Below are 17,143 nucleotides of genomic sequence, written 5' to 3'. Positions count from 1 at the left end.
CGCGCCGATGCGGTGCAGGGCCGAACCTGGGGCGTCAAAGGTGTCACCCCGGTGGTCCCGGTTCCCGGTCAGCGCCAGAGCATCAGCGCGGCTTCGGCGGTGAACAGCAAGGGCGGATTCTGGTTTGCTGTCTACAGCGGCGGCTTGAACGGTGGGAAGTTCGTGGAGTTGCTGCGGCAGATGATGAAAGGTCGTCGTCGGCCGGTCCATCTGGTGCTTGATGGTCTGCCTGCGCACAAGGCACGCGATGTGCGTGATTACGTTGACAGCCTGAAGGGCAAGCTGACGCTGCACTTCCTTCCCGGCTACGCGCCGGACTTGAATCCGGACGAGCTTGTCTGGAGCTACACCAAGCGAACCGGGGTCGCGCGAAGCCCGCTGCGTAGTGGCGAGAAGCTGGCCGATCGGGTCCATGCGCAACTGTCCGACATCAAGCTCCGGCCCGACCTGGTGCGCTCGTTCTTCGGGCATCCAAGTGTCGCCTATATTTCTGACTGATCAGTAATGGCCCCGGCGGCCGCTACATTTCATCGGCGGGCGTGGGCGTCCAACACGATTGCTATGTGTGGGAGAGGGGCTGTGTGCGTGCCGGGTCCAAAGACGACAGGGAATTGCCAAATTGGCTCATCCGTAAATGAGTGAATCACTGCATGTTTCTTATGTTGTCCTGGCTGGCGCCCAACGTTTGCCGAAGTGGCGGGGTTGTGGTCAGGGAAGTTCGGCTGGCGATGGGCAGAGGCCAGCGTTATGGTGGGCCGCTGGACAGCGAGGCAAGGCGCCGGCATGCACAAAGTCACTGGAATCGGTGGGTTCTTCTTCCGCGCCCACAGCCCGCAAGCGCTTGTGGCGTGGTACACACAACACCTCGGCATCGATATCGTCGAGGCGGTCTGGGAGCAGCGCGCCGGCCCTACGGTGTTCCATCCATTCAAGGCAGACACCGACTATTTCGGTCGGCCGGAACAGCAATGGATGATCAATTTCCGCGTCGACGATCTGGACGCGATGATCGCGCAGCTGCAGGCCGCCGGCATCGCCGTGGAGACCCGGCCGGACGAATGGGACTCGGAAGTCGGACGTTTTGCGCGCATCCATGATCCCGAAGGCAATCCCATCGAGTTGTGGGAACCGTCGCCGGGCAACGCATCCGGGGATCGCCCGCGCTGACCGCTTGCGCGCCGGGCGGGAGCGGGCCGGCCCAGGTCCAACAGGCGACCGGGAATCACGCAGGTCGATGTAGCGTCCATGGTCCTAGAATGCATGCCGACCAGGCGCCGGGATTGTGCTGGCTGGAAGCCGGCGCAGGCAGCCCATCGCGGTCGCCCTCCTTCCGGCCGGCAGGGCGGGCCGGCGTCTGCATCACACACCGCCCGTATCAGGAGAAGCAGGGATGTCCACGTTGCCCGATCACCTCAGGCTGTTCTTCCGCGACGAATCGATGCAGTCGGTGCTGTTGCCGCTGACCCGCGACGAGGAATCCGGCCTTTGTACGGTCGGTGACCGGGAAGTGGCTGTCGACCTGCCCAATGGCGAAACCATCAACGTCTACGCCGAAGTCGCCGAGCACGAGGGCGTCGCCGATATCAGCCTGTCGATCATCCAGGATGGCCGCGATTTCGACGTGCGCTGCCTGGGCGGCCTGATCGTCAACTACACCAGCGCCGGGGGCATGGACGTGCTGTGCCAGATCGGCACCGGGCCCTGGGATTAGGGCGGGATCCGGCCGGCGTTATCCGGGCAGGTCCAGGACCAGGCTGGCGATGCCGAAGTAGATGACGATGCCGCTGATGTCGGCGATGCAGGTGATCAGCGGCGTGCTGGCCGTGGCCGGGTCCAGCTTCAGCTTCGAGAACGCGAACGGCAGGCTCATGCCGATCAGGCTGCCGGCCATGACGGCGACGACCATGGTCAGCGCAACGGTAATGCCGATGGCGACGCCGCCGCGCAGCACGCCGAGGCCGGCAACAGCCAGTCCGAGCGCGATGCCCAGCGCCAGCGCGACACCGAATTCCTTGAGCAGCAGGCTGAACCAGTCACGCATCGACACGTCGCCGGTCGCCAGCGCGCGCACCATCAGCGTCGAGGATTGCGAGCCGGCGTTGCCGGCCGAACCGATCAACAGCGGCAGGAAGAACAGCAGCACGATGGCCGACGAAATCGTGCTCTCGTAATGCGCAAGCGCAGCGCCGCTGAAGATGTTGGCGAACACCAGCATCACCAGCCAGGGCACGCGCTTGCGGAACAGATAGAAGACGCTGGCGTCGCGCATGCTCAGTTCGACCGCGCCGACCGAGGCCAGGCGATGGAAGTCCTCGGTCGTTTCCTCTTCGGCGACGTCCATGACGTCGTCGACGGTGACGGTGCCGAGCAGCACGCCATCCTCGTCCACCACCGGCAGTGCTTCGAGGTCGTAATGCTGGATCAGGCGCACCGCTTCCTCGCGGTGTTCCTCGGGGCGCACGGAGATCGCCTCGCGTCGCATCAGCGTGCGCACCGGCTCGTCGAGCTTGCCGAGGATGAAGGCGCGCAGCGGCAGGTTGTCGAGCAGTTTGCCTTCCAGCTGCGTGACGTAGATGCGGTTGACCGACTCGCCGTTCTCGTTGGCGGCACGGATGTGGTCCAGCGCTTCGGCGATGGTCCAGTACGGGCGCACCGACACGAAGTCGGTGTTCATCAAACGGCCGACGCTGGATTCGTCGTAGGCAAGCAGCTCGCGGGTGTCTTCGCGTTCCTCGGCCGGCAGGTTGGCGATCAGTTCCTCGGCCTGCGGCGGCTCCAGTTCGTCGATCAGCGCGGCGCGGTCGTCGCTGTCCAGTTCGCCGACGATGGCCCGACGGCGTTCCGGACTGAAGGCGGCGAGGATCTGCGGCTGCAGGTTGAGGTCGATGTACGCGAACGTGCGGACCTGGCGGTTGTGGTCGAGCAGGCCGAACAGGACGTCGAACGGCGCGTCGCTGTCGAGCTCGCTGAACAGCTCGGCGACGTCCTGCACGCGCAGCGGTTCCAGCAGCGCGGCGAGGCCTTGCCGGTCGTCGGCCTCGATCAGGCCTTGCAGGTCTTCAAGCAGGTTGCGGATATCGTCCATGACGCGGTTCCTCGCGACGCGACCACTGGCAGGTCGCCGGGGCAGGCGAGGACAGGCGACACGCCATCACCGTGTGGCGGGGCCACAGGTGGCGGGTTCAGTCGAGCGGACGGAGGCCGGGTCGTGCGGAGGAGGCGCTCAGCGCATCAGGGCCCGCACGGACCAGGCGTTCGTTCGACACGAGTCGCTACTGTCCAAAGCGGGCCTCTGCGGCGGCGAAAACGGCGGCAAGTGTACTCAGCCGGCCGCCGCTTCGACAAGCAGCCCTCAGTTGCCACGCGAAGGCCGCTGCACCACTTCGATGTTGACGGTGAAGGGCACGCCGGCGCGCAGGCCGTCGACGCGTGCGCTCGAGCCGGGCACCAGGGCCGCTTCGAGCTGGCGCAGCACGTTCTGGCCGTCGAGGGCCTGGCCATCCAGATGCAGCAGCACGTCACCCGGCGCCAGCCCGGCTTCGGCGCCCGGGAAGTCGCGATAGACGCTGGTGACCTGGACGCCTCGCGGGGCGGTGCTCTGCGCGCCATCCTCGCTGGCGGTGGGCGTCGGCGGATCGCGGTAGTCCAGGCCCAGCCAGCCACGGGTGACGTAGCCCTGGGCGAGGATCTGGTCGAGCACGGCGCGCGCCGCCTGGGCCGGGATGGCGAAACCGATGCCCTCGCCGAAGCGGAACACCGCGGTATTGATCCCGACCAGCTGGCCATTGGCGTTCACCAGGGCGCCGCCGGAGTTGCCGTCGTTGATCGCCGCGTCGGTCTGGATGAAGTCGTCGTAGGTCAGCAGGTTGAGGTGGTCGTTGCCGATCGCGCTGACGATGCCCATGGTGACGCGCTGGCCGATGCCGAACGGGTTGCCGATCGCCAGCACCACGTCGCCGACCTGCAGCGTGCCCGGCTCGGCGAACTGGGCCGACGGCAGCTGGCTGCCCTCGATCTTGAGGACGGCCAGGTCGGTGTCGCGGTCGCTGCCGATGACCTGGGCGCGGGTGACGCGGCCGTCGTGCAGGGCGACCTGGATGTCGCTGGCCTGCGCGACCACGTGGTAGGTGGTCAGGACATGGCCGTCCGGGCTGACGATGACCCCGGAGCCCAGGCTCTGGTTGATGCGCTGGCGGGGCGCGCCGAGGCCGAAGGCGCCCGGGAACAGGTGGCGCATGTTCTCCGGTACCACCAGCGGGCGCTCGGTGACGATGCTGTTCGCATAGATATTGACCACCGCCGGGGTCGCCGCCCGCACCGCCGTGGCATAGGAGGCGGGACCGGTCGGGGCGACCGGGCTGTTCTGCGCGCCATTCGGCGCCGTTCCGCGTGCCGGGAAAAGTTGCGTGAGGACGAACGCTGCCGCCAGTCCGACCACGACGAACTGCAACAGAAACAAGACACTGCGGAGCACGCGGTTCAAGTGGAAGAGGCACTCGGGACGGTGGAGGACGAGCGTGGCACCAGGATCGGGCACGCCACCTGGTGTCCCGAAACTCTGTCTCCCCGCGACGGCTTTGGTTACACTAGCACGATTCAGGGGACACCCTTTCGCCCAGTAGCCACGTTGGAGCAGCAATGGCGGAACACAATGTGAATCAGGGCCGGCGACGGTTCCTGACGGCGACCACGGCCGTGGTAGGTGGAGTCGGGGCGGCCTTTCTGGCCGTGCCCTTTATCAAGTCCTGGCAGCCCAGCGCCAGGGCGCAGGCTGCGGGTGCGCCGGTCCGTGTCGACATCAGCAAGCTGGCCCCGGGCCAGCTGATGATCGAGAGCTGGCGTGGCCTCCCGGTGTGGGTCTATCGCCGTTCGCCGGAAATGCTCAGCGCACTGCCGACGCTGGCCAGCCACCTGCGCGACCCGGCCTCGGAGAACACCAGCCAGCAGCCCGCCTATGCCGCCAACGAATTCCGCGCCCAGCGTCCGGAAATCGGCATCTATGTCGGCATCTGCACCCACCTGGGCTGCTCGCCGACCTTCGTGCCGGAGCTGACCCCGCAGCCGTTCGATCCGGAATGGAAGGGCGGTTTCTTCTGCCCCTGCCACAAGTCGCGCTTCGACCTGGCCGGTCGCGTCTATTCGGGTGTGCCGGCGCCGACGAACCTGCAGGTTCCGCCGCATCGCTTCCTGTCCGACACGCTGATCGAGATCGGCGTTGATCCAGAAGGAGCTGCGTGATGGCCGGTTATCCGAATCCCAACGGCGCGCCGCAGAAGGGCCTGGTCGGCTGGATCGAGGAACGTCTGCCCGTCTTCAGTTTCATGAAGGCGCATACATCCGAGTACTACGCCCCGAAGAATTTCAACTTCTGGTACTACTTCGGTTCGCTGGCGCTGCTGGTGCTGGTGAACCAGATCGTCACCGGCATCTGGCTGACGATGCACTTCAAGCCGAGCGCCGCGGAGGCGTTCAACAGCGTCGAGTACATCATGCGTGATGTGCCCTGGGGCTGGCAGATCCGCTACATGCACGCGGTCGGCGCCTCGATGTTCTTCATCGTGGTGTACCTGCACATGTTCCGCGGCCTGATGTACGGCTCCTACAAGAAGCCGCGCGAGCTGCTGTGGGTCATCGGCATGTTCATCTACCTGGCGCTGATGGCCGAAGCCTTCATGGGCTACGTGCTGCCGTGGGGGCAGATGTCCGGCTGGGGCGCGCAGGTGATCATCTCGCTGTTCGGTGCCATTCCCGGCATCGGCGAAGGCCTGGTCGAGTTCATCCGAGGTGACTACCTGATCTCGGATGCGACGCTGAACCGCTTCTTCGCGCTGCACGTCATCGCGCTGCCGCTGGTGCTGCTGCTGCTGGTCGTGCTGCACCTGGGCGCACTGCACCAGGTCGGCTCCAACAACCCGGATGGCGTCGAGATCAAGAAGGGTCCGAAGGGCAACCGCTGGTCGCCGGAGGCGCCGGCCGACGGCATTCCGTTCCATCCGTACTACACGGTCAAGGACCTGCTGGGCGTCGGCTTCTTCCTGATGTTCGCCGCCTTCATCATCTTCTTCGAACCGACCTTCGGTGGCCTGTTCCTGGAGAAGGACAACTTCGTCCCCTACGACCCGCTGGTGACGCCGGAGCACATCGTGCCGGTGTGGTACTTCACGCCGTACTACGCGATGCTCCGCGTTGTGCCGGACAAGCTGCTGGGCGTGATCGTGATGTTCTCGGCGATCGCACTGCTGTTCCTGTTGCCCTGGCTGGACCGCAGCCCGGTCAAGTCCTGGCGCTACCGTGGAACCGCCTTCAAGGTCGCGCTCGGCATCTTCGCGCTGAGCTTCGTCTGGCTGGGCAAGATCGGCGGCGGCCCGGGTACCGACCCCGTCGAGACGCAGATCGGTCGCCTGCTGACCGTCCTGTACTTCGGTTATTTCGTATTCCTGTTCGTCTATACGCACTTCGGCTTCGAGAAGAGCAAGCCGGTGCCGGATAGGGTGACCACGCATGACTAAGGCACGTTTCCCGATGCGCCGTTTCACGTCCCTCCTGTTCGGCCTGGTGGTCAGCGCCTCGGTGTCCGCCGCGGGTGGCCATGAAGGCCTGGCGCCAGCCAATACGCAGGTCGCCAACAAGGCCATGTTGCAGCGTGGCGCCGCCATGTACATGAACTACTGTGCGGGCTGCCATTCGCTGAAGTACCTGCGCTATTCGCGCATGGCCGAGGACCTGGGCCTCACCGAGGAACAGGTGATGGAGAATCTCGCGTTCTCCGACACCGCGAAGTTCGGTGAGACCATCAACGCCGCCATGACGCCGAAGGATGGCGCGGCCTTCTTCGGCAAGGCGCCGCCGGACCTGTCGCTGAGCGCGCGGTCGCGGGGCGTGGACTGGGTGTACAACTACCTGAAGTCGTTCTACGTCGACCCGACGTCGGCGACCGGGTGGAACAACACCATCCTCGCCAACGCCAGCATGCCGCACGTGCTGTGGGAGCTGCAGGGCAGCCAGTCGGCGCATTACGGTGAAGCCAAGGAAGCCGGCGCGAGCCCGGCGGTGGAAAGCCTCGAGCTGACCACGCCCGGCCTGCTCAGCCCGGCCGAGTACGATGCCGCCGTGCGCGACCTCGTCACCTTCCTCGAATACGCGGCCGAGCCGGCAATCCTCCAGCGCCAGGCCATCGGCGTGTGGGTGCTGCTCTACCTTGCACTGTTCACCCTGATCGCCTGGCTGCTCAAGCAGGAGTACTGGAAGGACGTGCATTGACGCGTCGTGACCGGGCTTTCCCTGGGCAGGGCCTCGGCCCTAAGCTAGGCAACCGTTCGCCCCGGCGCCAACAAGGCGCCGGTGGCTCGACTTCAGCGCAAGGATTGATCGAGCAAGGAGGGTCGATGATGGCGAGCACCGCCCGTTCCCGAAATGTACTGACCTTGTATTCCGGCAAGGCCTGCCTGCGTTCCCACCAGGTGCGGCTCGTGCTGGCAGCGAAGGGCGTGAGCTACGACCTGATCCTCGTCGACCCGGCGAAGCCGCCGGAAGACCTCATCGATCTGAATCCCTACCAGTCCGTTCCGACACTCGTCGATCGCGACCTGGTGCTGCACGACGTCGACGTCATCTGCGACTACCTCGACGAACGCTACCCGCATCCGCCGCTGATGCCCGTCGATCCGAACTCGCGTGCGCGCCTGCGCATGGCCGAGCGTCGCGTCGAGTGGGAATGGCTGCCGCTGGTCGAGGAAATCCAGTCCGGCAACAAGGCCACCGCCGACAAGGCGCGCAAGCACCTGCGCGAAGCCATGCTGTCCAGCGCGCCGGTATTCAAGGCCGCGAAGTTCTTCCTCAACAACGAAATGAGCATCGCCGACTGCCTGCTTGCGCCGCTGGTGTGGCGCCTGCCGGCGCTGGGGCTGAACCTGGGCCGCGAAGGCCAGGCCATCCTCGATTATGGCGAGCGCATCTTCCGCAATCCCGGTTTTGCACGCAGCCTGACGCCCGACGAGCGCCAGATGCGCGAACTGCCGACCGGCTGACCTTCGAAAGCGCCCTCCGGTCATGGCCGAGATGACATCCAACCGGCCGTACCTGGTGCGGGCCCTGCATCAATGGATCTGTGACAACGGCCTGACGCCCTACCTGCTGGTGGATGCGCGGCGCCTGGGCGTGCGCGTGCCGCCGCATACTGTCAAGGACGGCAAGGTGGTGCTCAACATCGGGCCGAACGCGGTGGATCGCCTCGACCTGGCCGACGACACCATCAGTTTCCAGGCCCGATTCAACGGCGTCGCGACGCTGGTGCTGGTGCCGCTGGAAGCGGTACTGGCGATCTACGCGATGGAGAACGGGCAGGGCATGGTGTTTCCGCCGGAACCCTCGCTGTCGTCCGACGACGAGGGGCGCGACCAGGACCCGCACGCCGAAGGCAGCGACGGCGAAGGCGACGGTCCCTCCGGAGATCCACCGCCATCGCCTCCGCCGCGCGGTCGCGGCGGCCTGCGCGTCGTGAAGTAACCGCCTCACGCTTCCTCACCGATGTGGTGCCTGCGCCGCATCCATGTTCCCCAAGATTCCGCAGTCACGACCATGACCGTCCGTACCCGTTTCGCTCCCAGTCCCACCGGCTACCTGCATATCGGTGGCGCCCGTACCGCGCTGTACTGCTATCTGGAAGCGCGCCATCGCGGTGGCCAGTTCATCCTGCGCGTGGAGGACACCGATCGCGAGCGTTCGACCGACGAGGCGGTGCAGGCCATCCTGCAGGGCATGGAATGGCTGGGTCTTGAACACGACGAGGGCCCGTTCTACCAGACGCAGCGCATGGAGCGTTACCACGAGGTCGCGCAGGGCCTGGTCGCCGCCGGCAAGGCGTACTACGCCTACGAAAGTCGCGAGGAACTGGACGCCATGCGGGCGGCGCAGATGGAGCAGGGCCTGAAGCCGCGTTACAACGGCCGCTACCGCGACGATTCCTCGCCGCCTCGCGACGATCCCAACCGCGTCATCCGCTTCAAGAACCCGAAGACCGGGTCGGTCGTGTTCGAGGACCGCGTCAAGGGCCGCATCGAGTGGAGCAACGAGGAGCTGGACGACCTGATCATCTGGCGCTCCGACGGCTTCCCGACCTACAACTTCGCCGTTGTCGTCGACGACATCGACATGGGCATCACCGACGTCATCCGCGGTGACGACCATGTCAACAACACGCCACGCCAGATCAATCTCTACGAAGCGCTGGGCGCGAAGGTGCCGGCATTCTCGCACCTGCCGATGATCCTCGGCCCGGACGGGCAGAAGCTGTCGAAGCGGCACGGCGCGGTGAGCGTGCTGGCCTACCGCGAGGACGGCTTCCTGCCGGACGCGCTGCTGAATTACCTCGTCCGCCTGGGCTGGTCGCACGGCGACAAGGAAGTCTTCAGTCGCGAGGAAATGGTCGAGCTGTTCTCGGTCGCCGACGTCAATGTCGCGGCGGCACGCTTCGACCTCGACAAGCTGAAATGGCTGAACCAGCAGTACCTGATGAAGGCCGAACCGGACACCATCGCGCCGTTGCTGGAGAAACACCTGCGCGCCATCGGCGTCGATCCGGCGGCCGGGCCGGCAACCACCGATGTGGTGGTGGCGATGCGCGAGCGTGCGCAGACGCTGGCCGAGATGGCCGGGAAGTCCCGGCACTGGTATGCGCCGCTGCAGGGCTTCGACGAAGCGGCCGCCGGCAAGCACCTGGTCGCCGCCGCCGCCGCACCGCTGCGCGCCGTACACGCGAAGCTGGCGGCAGTTGACGACTGGCGCATCGACACCGTGCATGCCGCGCTTGTCGATGCCGCGGCCGAACTGCAGGTCGGCATGGGCAAGGTCGCGCAGCCGCTGCGCGTGGCCATCACCGGTTCGGCGGCCTCGCCGTCCATTGACGTCACCGTGTACCTGGCCGGCCGCGATCGGGCGCTGCAACGCATCGACGACGCGCTGGCGCGGATTTCCGGCTCGGACTGAGCGGGTCACGCCCGTCCGTATTACCATCCGGGCATGGTGCATCTTCACGAGCGGCCGACGCTGGCCGAGCAAATGGCGCAGGTCGAACAGGCCTGCGCGCGCCGCGGCCTGCGGCTAACGGCGCTGCGACGGCGCGTGCTGGAGCTCGTCATTGGACACGAAACGCCGGTGAAGGCCTACGACCTGCTCGACCTGATCCGCCAGGAGCGTGGCGGCGCCGCACCGCCGACCGTGTATCGCGCCCTGGATTTCCTGCTCGAACACGGCTTCATCCACAAGCTGGAATCGATCAACGCCTTCATCGGTTGCGATCACCTGCATGATGATCCGCCCGGACACCAGCCGCCGTTCCTGATCTGCGACGGCTGCGCGCAGACCGTCGAGCTGGAAGACAGTCGAGCCGCCGCGGCATTGGCGGGCGAGGCGCGCCGGCTCGGCTTCACGCCGCAGGCGCAGACCCTCGAGATCCACGGTCTCTGCTCGCGCTGCGGCAACACATGAAGATCCGCGTCCGACCGTTGTACTGGCTGGCTTTCGCCCTTGTATGGCAGGTGGCGCCGGCGCAGGTGTGGCCGCTGCCCGAGATGCCGGTCCAGGATCCGGTGCCGCTGTCGCAGCAGCCGGAACAGCAGCCGGAACAGCAGCCGGAGCTGCAGTCGGAGCTGCAGGCACCACCGCCGCCGGTCGTCGACCTGCCGGAGGACGCAGGGGAACCCCCGGCCGAAATGGCGGCATCGCCTGTTGGCGAGGGCGGGGACACGGTCCCCGACCGTGCCACGCTGCCGCAGGAGGCGGCGATCGAGGGCCAGGCCGTGCCGGCAACGCCCCTTACGCCGCCCGATCCGGAACAGTTCGTCGGGCCGCCACCGCCGGATCCCGAAGCCAACGAGTTCGGCGTTTCGCCGATGAAGATCCTCGGTGGCAAGGTCCTGCCCGGCACGCGCCAGCGCCTGAGCTGGACAACCGGCCAGTCGTTCTCCGGCAGTGTGATGGAAACGCCGGTCATCGTCGTCCACGGCGAGCGCACCGGTCCGCGGCTGTGTCTTACCGGCGGCGTACACGGCGACGAGCTGAACGGGGTCGAGGTCGTGCGCCGGCTGGCCTGGTCCATCGAGCCGGAAGAACTTTCCGGCACGATCATCGCGGTGCCGATCGTCAACCTGCTCGGTTTCTCCCGCGGCTCGCGCTACCTGCCGGATCGCCGCGACCTCAACCGCTTCTTCCCGGGCAGCCGCAACGGCAGCTCCGCCTCACGCATCGCCTACAGCTTCTTCGAGGCGGTGATCCGCCACTGCGATGCCCTGGTCGATTTCCACACCGGTTCCTTCGAGCGCGCCAACCTGCCGCAGGTGCGCGGTGACCTGACCAATCCTGCCGTGGTGGCCTTTACGCGTGGGTTCGGCGCAACCGCCGTACTGCACTCGCCCGGTGAAGCCGGCATGTTGCGCTATGCAACCAGCCATCGCGGCATTCCCGCCGTGACCTTCGAGATCGGCGGTCCGATGCGGCTTGATCCCAAGGACATCGAGCACAGCGTGCAGGCCATCGAAACACTGATGCACGCCATGGGCATGAGCGACGACCGTCGCCGCTGGGCCGAGCCGCAGGCGGTGTTCTACGAGTCGCGCTGGATCCGGGTCGACCACGGCGGCATGCTGTTTTCCGAGGTCGAACTCGGCGATCGCGTGCGCAGGGGGGACGTGCTGGGACGGGTGATCGACCCGGTCAGCAACCACGCCTCGCAGGTGCTTGCGCCCGAGGACGGCCGCATCATCGGGATGGCCCTGAACCAGCTGGTGCTGCCTGGATTCGCCGCCTACCACCTCGGCATCGCCGCCAGCGAGGAGCGCGTCGTGACCGAAGCGACCATGCAGGCCGAGCCGGACGACGAGCGTTTCCTTGAATATGACCAGCTCGATCCGGAGCCGGAGGCGGAGGGCGAAGGTGGCGGCGACACGCTGCCCCGCCAGCCGTCGACGCCCGATCCCGAGCGCGACCTCGAACGTGAGGACGGCTGATGTCGGCAAGAACGGTTCTGGGTGTTGCCCTGCTGACCCTCACCCTGGCCATCGGCCGCGCGCAGGCTGCGCCACCGGTTGAAGCGCCCATCGCGATCGCCATCCACGGCGGCGCCGGCACGATCGAACGTGCGGCCCTCGGCCCGGACCAGCGCAAGGCGATAGAAGTCGACCTGGCGCGCGCGCTGGAAGCGGGCCACAGCATCCTGCGCGAAGGCGGCAGCAGCCTCGACGCCGTCACCGCGGCGGTGGTCGTGCTGGAGGACTCGCCGTACTTCAACGCCGGCAAGGGCGCCGTCTTCAACGCCGACGGCCGCATCGACCTCGACGCCGCCGTCATGGTCGGCAGCCAGCAGCGCGCCGGCGCGGTCGCCGCGCTGACGCGCGTGCGCAATCCCGTCCTGGCCGCGCGTGCCGTGATGGAACAGTCACCGCACGTTTTCATGATCGGCGCCGGCGCGCAGCGTTTCGCGCGCGAACAGGGGCTGGCGATGGTGAGCCCGTCCTATTTCCGCACCGAGGCGCGCTGGCAGCAGTATCTTTCCGCCAGACAACGCGGCCGGGAAGCCACCGCGCTGGTGCCGGGCGTGAATCCCAGGCCCTACGGCACGGTGGGGGCTGTCGCGGTGGACCGGCAGGGCGAAGTCGCCGCCGCGACGTCCACCGGCGGCATGACGATGAAGCGTTACGGCCGCGTCGGCGACGTCCCCGTGATCGGCGCCGGCACCTGGGCCGAACCGGGCTGCGCGGTGTCCGCGACGGGCTGGGGCGAGTTTTTCATCCGCAGCAACGCGGCGCACGAGATCTGCGCGCGGGTGCGCCTGGCCGGCACGCCCATGCCGGAGGCCGCCAGCCAGGTGGTCGAAGGCGCCATCCCCCGTCTCGGCGGTGACGGCGGCGTGATCGCCATCGACGCCCAGGGCAACATCGCCATGCCCTACAGCAGTGCCGGCATGTATCGCGGCCGCATCTCGGTGGACGGCGCACGCAGTATCGCGATCTGGGCCGAGGGCGAGTAACGCGTGCCGGGGCGCATTCCCGAGTACGGCCTCGCGCGCGTGCTGAGCAAGCGCGGCGTCTGCTCGCGCAGCCAGGCCGAACAGTGGATCCGCGCCGGTCGCGTGTCGGTCGCGGGTCGGCCGTGCCGGGATCCCGAGCGCCGCACGGCCCTGGGCGCGACCGACATCGCGGTCGATGGCCAGCCGGTCGGCGCGGCCGCGCCGGTCTACCTGATGCTCAACAAGCCGCGTGGCCTGGTGACCACGCGCAGCGACGAGCGCGGTCGCGGCACGGTCTACGAATGCCTGGCCGATGCCGGCGCGCCCTGGATCGCGCCGGTCGGCCGGCTCGATCAGGCCAGTGAGGGCCTGCTGCTTTTCAGCAACGACAGTGCATGGGCGGCGGCGGTCACGCGCCCCGGCAGCGGTGTGCCCAAGCACTACCACGTACAGATCGACCGCGTCGCCGACGATGGCCTGCTTGGGCGCCTGCGCGGCGGGATCGACGACCGTGGCGAGCACCTGCGCGCGGTCAGCGTCGAGGTGCTGCGCACGGGCACGCGGTCAAGCTGGCTGGCGTTCGTCCTCGCCGAAGGGCGCAACCGGCAGATCCGGCGCATGCTGGCCGCCTGTGACGCCAACGTGCAGCGGCTGGTCCGCGTCGCGATCGGAACACTGGAGCTGGGCGAGCTGGCGAAGGGCGCGTGGCGCCCGCTGGTTGCGGCGGAAGTGCGGGCGCTGGCACCGGCCAGCGCGGCGCCACCGGCGCGCCCGCGGTCCCGCCCGGGCGCGCCTGGCAGGCCGAAGGCGTGATTGGCAACTTGTTGTCCAGGCGAGCAGTTGGCATCATAGCCGGCCGTCCGAGCCTGCCTTCCGTCCCATGCCGATGCCCCGTGCGATCTCTGAGGCCCGCGAGCGACTGCGCGGGTGTGGCATCGCCAGCGGCCTGCCGATGAACCTCGCCGGCGCCTGATCCAATGGCCAGCACTTCACCACGAGGGCCACGGCACCTGTGGCGAGCGTTCGGCTGGTCGCTGAAGGGCCTGGGCGCGGCGATGCGCCATGAGCCGGCATTCCGGCTCGAAATCTACCTTTTCGTCCTGTTCGCACCCCTGGCGCTCTGGCTCGGCCGGAGCGGTGTCGAGCGCGCCATCCTGCTGGGCAGCCTGCTGCTGGTGCTGATCGTGGAAATGATCAATTCAGCCATCGAGGCGGTCGTCGATCGCGCCTCGCCGGAGCGGCACGAGCTGGCCGGACGCGCCAAGGACATGGGTTCAGCGGCGGTGCTGCTGGCTCTGGTCAATGTGCTCGCGTGCTGGCTGCTGATCCTCGGACCCCGGCTCTTCTAGGAACGCATTCACCATGTTCGACTGGATATTCGACCCCAACATCTGGATCGCGTTGTTCACGCTGTCGGCGCTGGAAATCGTGCTGGGCGTCGACAACCTCGTGTTCATCTCCATCGTCGTCGGTCGCCTGCCTGCCGACCAGCGCCCCTTCGCGCGCAAGTTCGGCCTCGCCCTGGCCTGTGTGACGCGCATCCTGCTGCTCATCAGCCTGGCGTTCCTGGCGAGGATGGAGTCGACGCTGTTCTCGGCCTTCGGACAGGAAATCTCGATCCGCGACCTGGTTCTCATCGCCGGCGGCCTGTTCCTGCTCATCAAGGGCACGATGGAGATCCACGCCGCGGTCGAGGGCGAGGAGGAACAGCACGATTCCGCCATCGGCAAGGCTGGTACCACCTTCGGCATGGTGATCGCGCAGATCGCCGTCATCGACATCGTGTTCTCGCTGGACAGCGTCATCACCGCCGTCGGCATGGTCGACCACATCCCGGTCATGGTCGCGGCCATCCTGCTGGCTGTGGCGATCATGATCTTCGCGGCCAATCCGCTGGGCGATTTCATCGACACCCATCCAACGGTGAAGATGCTGGCGCTGTCGTTCCTGATCCTGGTCGGCATGGCGCTGATCGCCGATGGTTTCGACGTGCATATCCCGCGCGGCTACCTGTATTTCGCCATGGCGTTCTCGGCCGGCGTGGAGGCGCTCAACCTGTGGTCGAAGCGCCGCCAGGAGCGCAAGAAACGCGAGCTGACAGTGCACCCGAACCTGGACATGCTGTCCGACGACGACTACGTCGTGCGCGGTCACGACGACGCCACCAGCGGCACGCGCCGCTGATCCGCCTGTTGCATCCGCGCGCGCGCTTTGCTGTCATGGCAACCATGGACGACGACAGCCAGTACCTTCTCGATATCCGGGTGCAGACCCGGTTCCTCGACGACCAGTCACAGCCAGCCGACAACCGCTACGTCTTCGCCTACACGATCACGATCCAGAACACCGGCAACGTGCCCGCGCGCCTGATCAGCCGCTTCTGGCGCATCACCGATGCGAATGGCAAGGTCGAGGAAGTTTCCGGCGAAGGCGTGGTCGGCGAGCAGCCGTGGATGCGGCCCGGCGACAGCTTTGAATACACCTCCGGTGCGGTGCTGGAAACCGCCGTCGGCACCATGTGCGGCAGCTACCAGCTGCTTGCCGACGACGGCACACGGTTCGAAGCGCCGATCCCGCAGTTCACGCTGTCCGTTCCACGCACCCTGCACTGAACCGCCGACACCATGGCGGTCTATGCGATCGGCGACATCCAGGGCTGCCACGACGAGCTGGCCCACCTGCTCGACACCCTGCGATTCGATCCGGCGCAGGATCGCGTCTGGTTCTGTGGCGACCTGGTCAACCGCGGCGGACAGTCGCTGGAAGTGCTGCGCCTGGTGCAGGGCCTGGGCGAATCCGCCACCGTAGTGCTCGGCAACCACGACCTGAGCCTGCTGGCGATCGCGCACCGGCGCGAGGACGAGCAGGCGCGCGTGAATCCGGACCTGCGCCGCGTGCTGTTCGCCGACGACCGCGACAGCCTCGTCGAGTGGCTGCGGCACTGCAAGCTCGCCCATCACGATCCCGGCCTCGATTTCCTGATGGTGCATGCCGGTGTGGCGCCGTCGTGGACCGTGCAGGACACCCTGCGCCACGCCGCCGAGGTCGAGCAGCGCTTGCGCGGCAAGGAACCGCAGCGCCTGCTGCGACAGATGTTCGGCAACCGGCCGGACCTCTGGCATCCGCGCCTGCGTGGCGTCGAACGCTGGCGCGCGACCATCAATGTGCTGACGCGCATGCGCTACGTGACCCCGCGCGGCCGCCTCGACTTCAGCGAGAAGGGGCCGCCGGGTACGCAGAAGCCCGGCCTGTACACCTGGTTCGCGGCACCGGGTCGCAAGCCCATCGGCAGCCGCGTGGTCTGCGGGCACTGGTCGGCGCTGGGCCTGTTCATGGGGCTGGGCGTCCATGCCATCGACACCGGCTGCGTCTGGGGCGGCTACCTCACCGCATTGCGCCTGGACAGCCCGGTACCGCAGGTGGTCCAGGTGCCTGCGCGCCCCGAGCGGTTCCGCAATGGCGCGGACGACTGATTCCGGAGCGGGCGCGTTACGGCACTCCATGGGCGTTCCGGCCGTCTGGACGGTTTTCCTGATGGCAGCTTGCACCGCCTGCGTGGCCCCCGCCCTGGCCGATGAGCGACCGGCGGGTCACCCCGACACCGGCGAGGCGGCCACCGCCTGGCGATTCGAGCCGGACGACAGCCGCATCGACTTCGAGCTGGCGGCGCTGGGCATGATCGGCATCCATGGCCGCTTCCCGCGTTTCGAAGGTGGATCGACGTGGGATCCGGTCGCGCGTGCCTGGCGGATCGAAACCCGCATCGATGCCACCTCGCTGGAGATCTCGCCGGAACGCTACCTGTCCTGGGCGCGCTCGTCGGAGTTCTTCAGTGTCACCCGCCACCCCCTGGTCGTGTTCCGCTCGGATCCGGCCCCGGAATCGCTGCTGCGTGAGGGAGGCGTGCTGACCGGACAGCTTGTCCTGCGCGGCGTCGAACGCGCCGTGCGTTTCCGGGTCGCGCCGGCCCGGTGCCAGCCGGACCAGTCGGCGTGCATGATCGACGTCAGTGGCGAGATCAACCGGCGGCAGTTCGGCATGGAGAGCCGCCGCCTGACGCTGTCCTCGCAGGTGGCGCTGCGCCTGCAATTGCGGGCGGTCCGGGTCGATCCCTGAGCGCCGGTTTTCCCCGCGTTTTTTCTG

The 17,143-nt window shown here is 67.3% G+C and carries 20 protein-coding genes; 18 read left to right on the top strand and 2 right to left on the bottom strand.

Annotated elements, in window-relative coordinates:
• From EDC25_RS12550 to EDC25_RS12540, 3 genes are all read left to right on the top strand, one after another.
• A partial coding sequence (locus EDC25_RS12550; RefSeq protein WP_132577560.1) for an IS630 family transposase occupies positions 1-498 on the top strand: 498 nt, incomplete at its 5' end.
• 195 nt (positions 499-693) lie between these two features.
• Positions 694-1,167, top strand: a complete 474-nt coding sequence (locus tag EDC25_RS12545) for a VOC family protein (RefSeq protein ID WP_243695121.1) — start codon at positions 694-696, stop codon at positions 1,165-1,167.
• 223 nt (positions 1,168-1,390) lie between these two features.
• Positions 1,391-1,711, top strand: coding sequence for a ubiquitin family protein (locus tag EDC25_RS12540; protein ID WP_123520777.1), 321 nt, complete (start codon positions 1,391-1,393; stop codon positions 1,709-1,711).
• Positions 1,712-1,729: 18 nt separating this feature from the next.
• Here EDC25_RS12540 and mgtE read toward each other — a convergent pair whose 3' ends face one another.
• Positions 1,730-3,085, bottom strand: coding sequence for a magnesium transporter (gene mgtE, locus EDC25_RS12535; protein ID WP_132577559.1), 1,356 nt, complete (start codon positions 3,083-3,085; stop codon positions 1,730-1,732).
• A 267-nt stretch (positions 3,086-3,352) separates the two neighbouring features.
• Entirely contained in the window at positions 3,353-4,459 is a 1,107-nt protein-coding gene (locus EDC25_RS12530) for a S1C family serine protease (protein ID WP_240639561.1), read from the bottom strand.
• 179 nt (positions 4,460-4,638) lie between these two features.
• On the opposite strand from EDC25_RS12530, the gene petA reads away from it, so the two are divergent.
• The 15 genes from petA (at position 4,639) to EDC25_RS12455 (ending at position 17,116) form a co-directional block, all read left to right on the top strand.
• On the top strand, positions 4,639-5,238 hold the full coding sequence (gene petA / locus EDC25_RS12525) for a ubiquinol-cytochrome c reductase iron-sulfur subunit (RefSeq protein ID WP_123520780.1): 600 nt from the start codon (positions 4,639-4,641) through the stop codon (positions 5,236-5,238).
• Positions 5,238-6,509 carry a cytochrome b gene (locus tag EDC25_RS12520; RefSeq protein WP_123520781.1) on the top strand — a complete coding sequence of 424 codons (1,272 nt, stop codon included), beginning with the start codon at positions 5,238-5,240 and terminating at the stop codon, positions 6,507-6,509. Before petA ends, EDC25_RS12520 begins: the two co-directional genes overlap by 1 nt.
• Positions 6,502-7,260 carry a cytochrome c1 gene (locus tag EDC25_RS12515; protein ID WP_240639562.1) on the top strand — a complete coding sequence of 253 codons (759 nt, stop codon included), beginning with the start codon at positions 6,502-6,504 and terminating at the stop codon, positions 7,258-7,260. Before EDC25_RS12520 ends, EDC25_RS12515 begins: the two co-directional genes overlap by 8 nt.
• Positions 7,261-7,388: 128 nt before the next feature.
• Positions 7,389-8,027, top strand: coding sequence for a glutathione S-transferase N-terminal domain-containing protein (locus EDC25_RS12510; protein ID WP_123520788.1), 639 nt, complete (start codon positions 7,389-7,391; stop codon positions 8,025-8,027).
• A 31-nt stretch (positions 8,028-8,058) separates the two neighbouring features.
• Entirely contained in the window at positions 8,059-8,505 is a 447-nt protein-coding gene (locus EDC25_RS12505; RefSeq protein ID WP_123520789.1) for a ClpXP protease specificity-enhancing factor, read from the top strand.
• A gap of 72 nt (positions 8,506-8,577) precedes the next feature.
• Positions 8,578-9,984, top strand: coding sequence for a glutamate--tRNA ligase (gene gltX / locus EDC25_RS12500; RefSeq protein WP_123520783.1), 1,407 nt, complete (start codon positions 8,578-8,580; stop codon positions 9,982-9,984).
• 33 nt (positions 9,985-10,017) lie between these two features.
• Entirely contained in the window at positions 10,018-10,485 is a 468-nt protein-coding gene (locus EDC25_RS12495) for a transcriptional repressor (protein WP_123520784.1), read from the top strand.
• Positions 10,482-12,002: a succinylglutamate desuccinylase/aspartoacylase family protein gene (locus EDC25_RS12490; RefSeq protein ID WP_123520785.1), complete on the top strand. Its 1,521-nt coding sequence runs from the start codon at positions 10,482-10,484 to the stop codon at positions 12,000-12,002. Before EDC25_RS12495 ends, EDC25_RS12490 begins: the two co-directional genes overlap by 4 nt.
• Entirely contained in the window at positions 12,002-13,021 is a 1,020-nt protein-coding gene (locus EDC25_RS12485; RefSeq protein ID WP_123520786.1) for an isoaspartyl peptidase/L-asparaginase family protein, read from the top strand. Before EDC25_RS12490 ends, EDC25_RS12485 begins: the two co-directional genes overlap by 1 nt.
• A 3-nt stretch (positions 13,022-13,024) precedes the next feature.
• The gene (locus EDC25_RS12480; RefSeq protein WP_132577558.1) at positions 13,025-13,813 is read left to right on the top strand and encodes a pseudouridine synthase; all 789 of its coding nucleotides are present in this window, start codon (positions 13,025-13,027) and stop codon (positions 13,811-13,813) included.
• A gap of 164 nt (positions 13,814-13,977) precedes the next feature.
• Positions 13,978-14,349 (top strand): diacylglycerol kinase, encoded by a 372-nt coding sequence (locus tag EDC25_RS12475; RefSeq protein WP_123521001.1) that lies wholly within the window; start codon positions 13,978-13,980, stop codon positions 14,347-14,349.
• Positions 14,350-14,362: 13 nt separating this feature from the next.
• Entirely contained in the window at positions 14,363-15,184 is an 822-nt protein-coding gene (locus EDC25_RS12470) for a TerC family protein (RefSeq protein ID WP_123521002.1), read from the top strand.
• A 44-nt stretch (positions 15,185-15,228) separates the two neighbouring features.
• Positions 15,229-15,612 carry a Co2+/Mg2+ efflux protein ApaG gene (gene apaG / locus EDC25_RS12465; RefSeq protein ID WP_123521033.1) on the top strand — a complete coding sequence of 128 codons (384 nt, stop codon included), beginning with the start codon at positions 15,229-15,231 and terminating at the stop codon, positions 15,610-15,612.
• Positions 15,613-15,624: 12 nt separating this feature from the next.
• Positions 15,625-16,473 carry a symmetrical bis(5'-nucleosyl)-tetraphosphatase gene (locus EDC25_RS12460; protein WP_123521003.1) on the top strand — a complete coding sequence of 283 codons (849 nt, stop codon included), beginning with the start codon at positions 15,625-15,627 and terminating at the stop codon, positions 16,471-16,473.
• A 61-nt stretch (positions 16,474-16,534) separates the two neighbouring features.
• The gene (locus EDC25_RS12455; RefSeq protein ID WP_165910907.1) at positions 16,535-17,116 is read left to right on the top strand and encodes a YceI family protein; all 582 of its coding nucleotides are present in this window, start codon (positions 16,535-16,537) and stop codon (positions 17,114-17,116) included.
• Positions 17,117-17,143 lie beyond the last annotated feature (27 nt).

This window comes from Pseudofulvimonas gallinarii, assembly GCF_004343305.1.
GTDB lineage: Bacteria > Pseudomonadota > Gammaproteobacteria > Xanthomonadales > UBA2363 > Pseudofulvimonas > Pseudofulvimonas gallinarii.
This window is presented reverse-complemented; position numbering and strand designations above follow the sequence as displayed.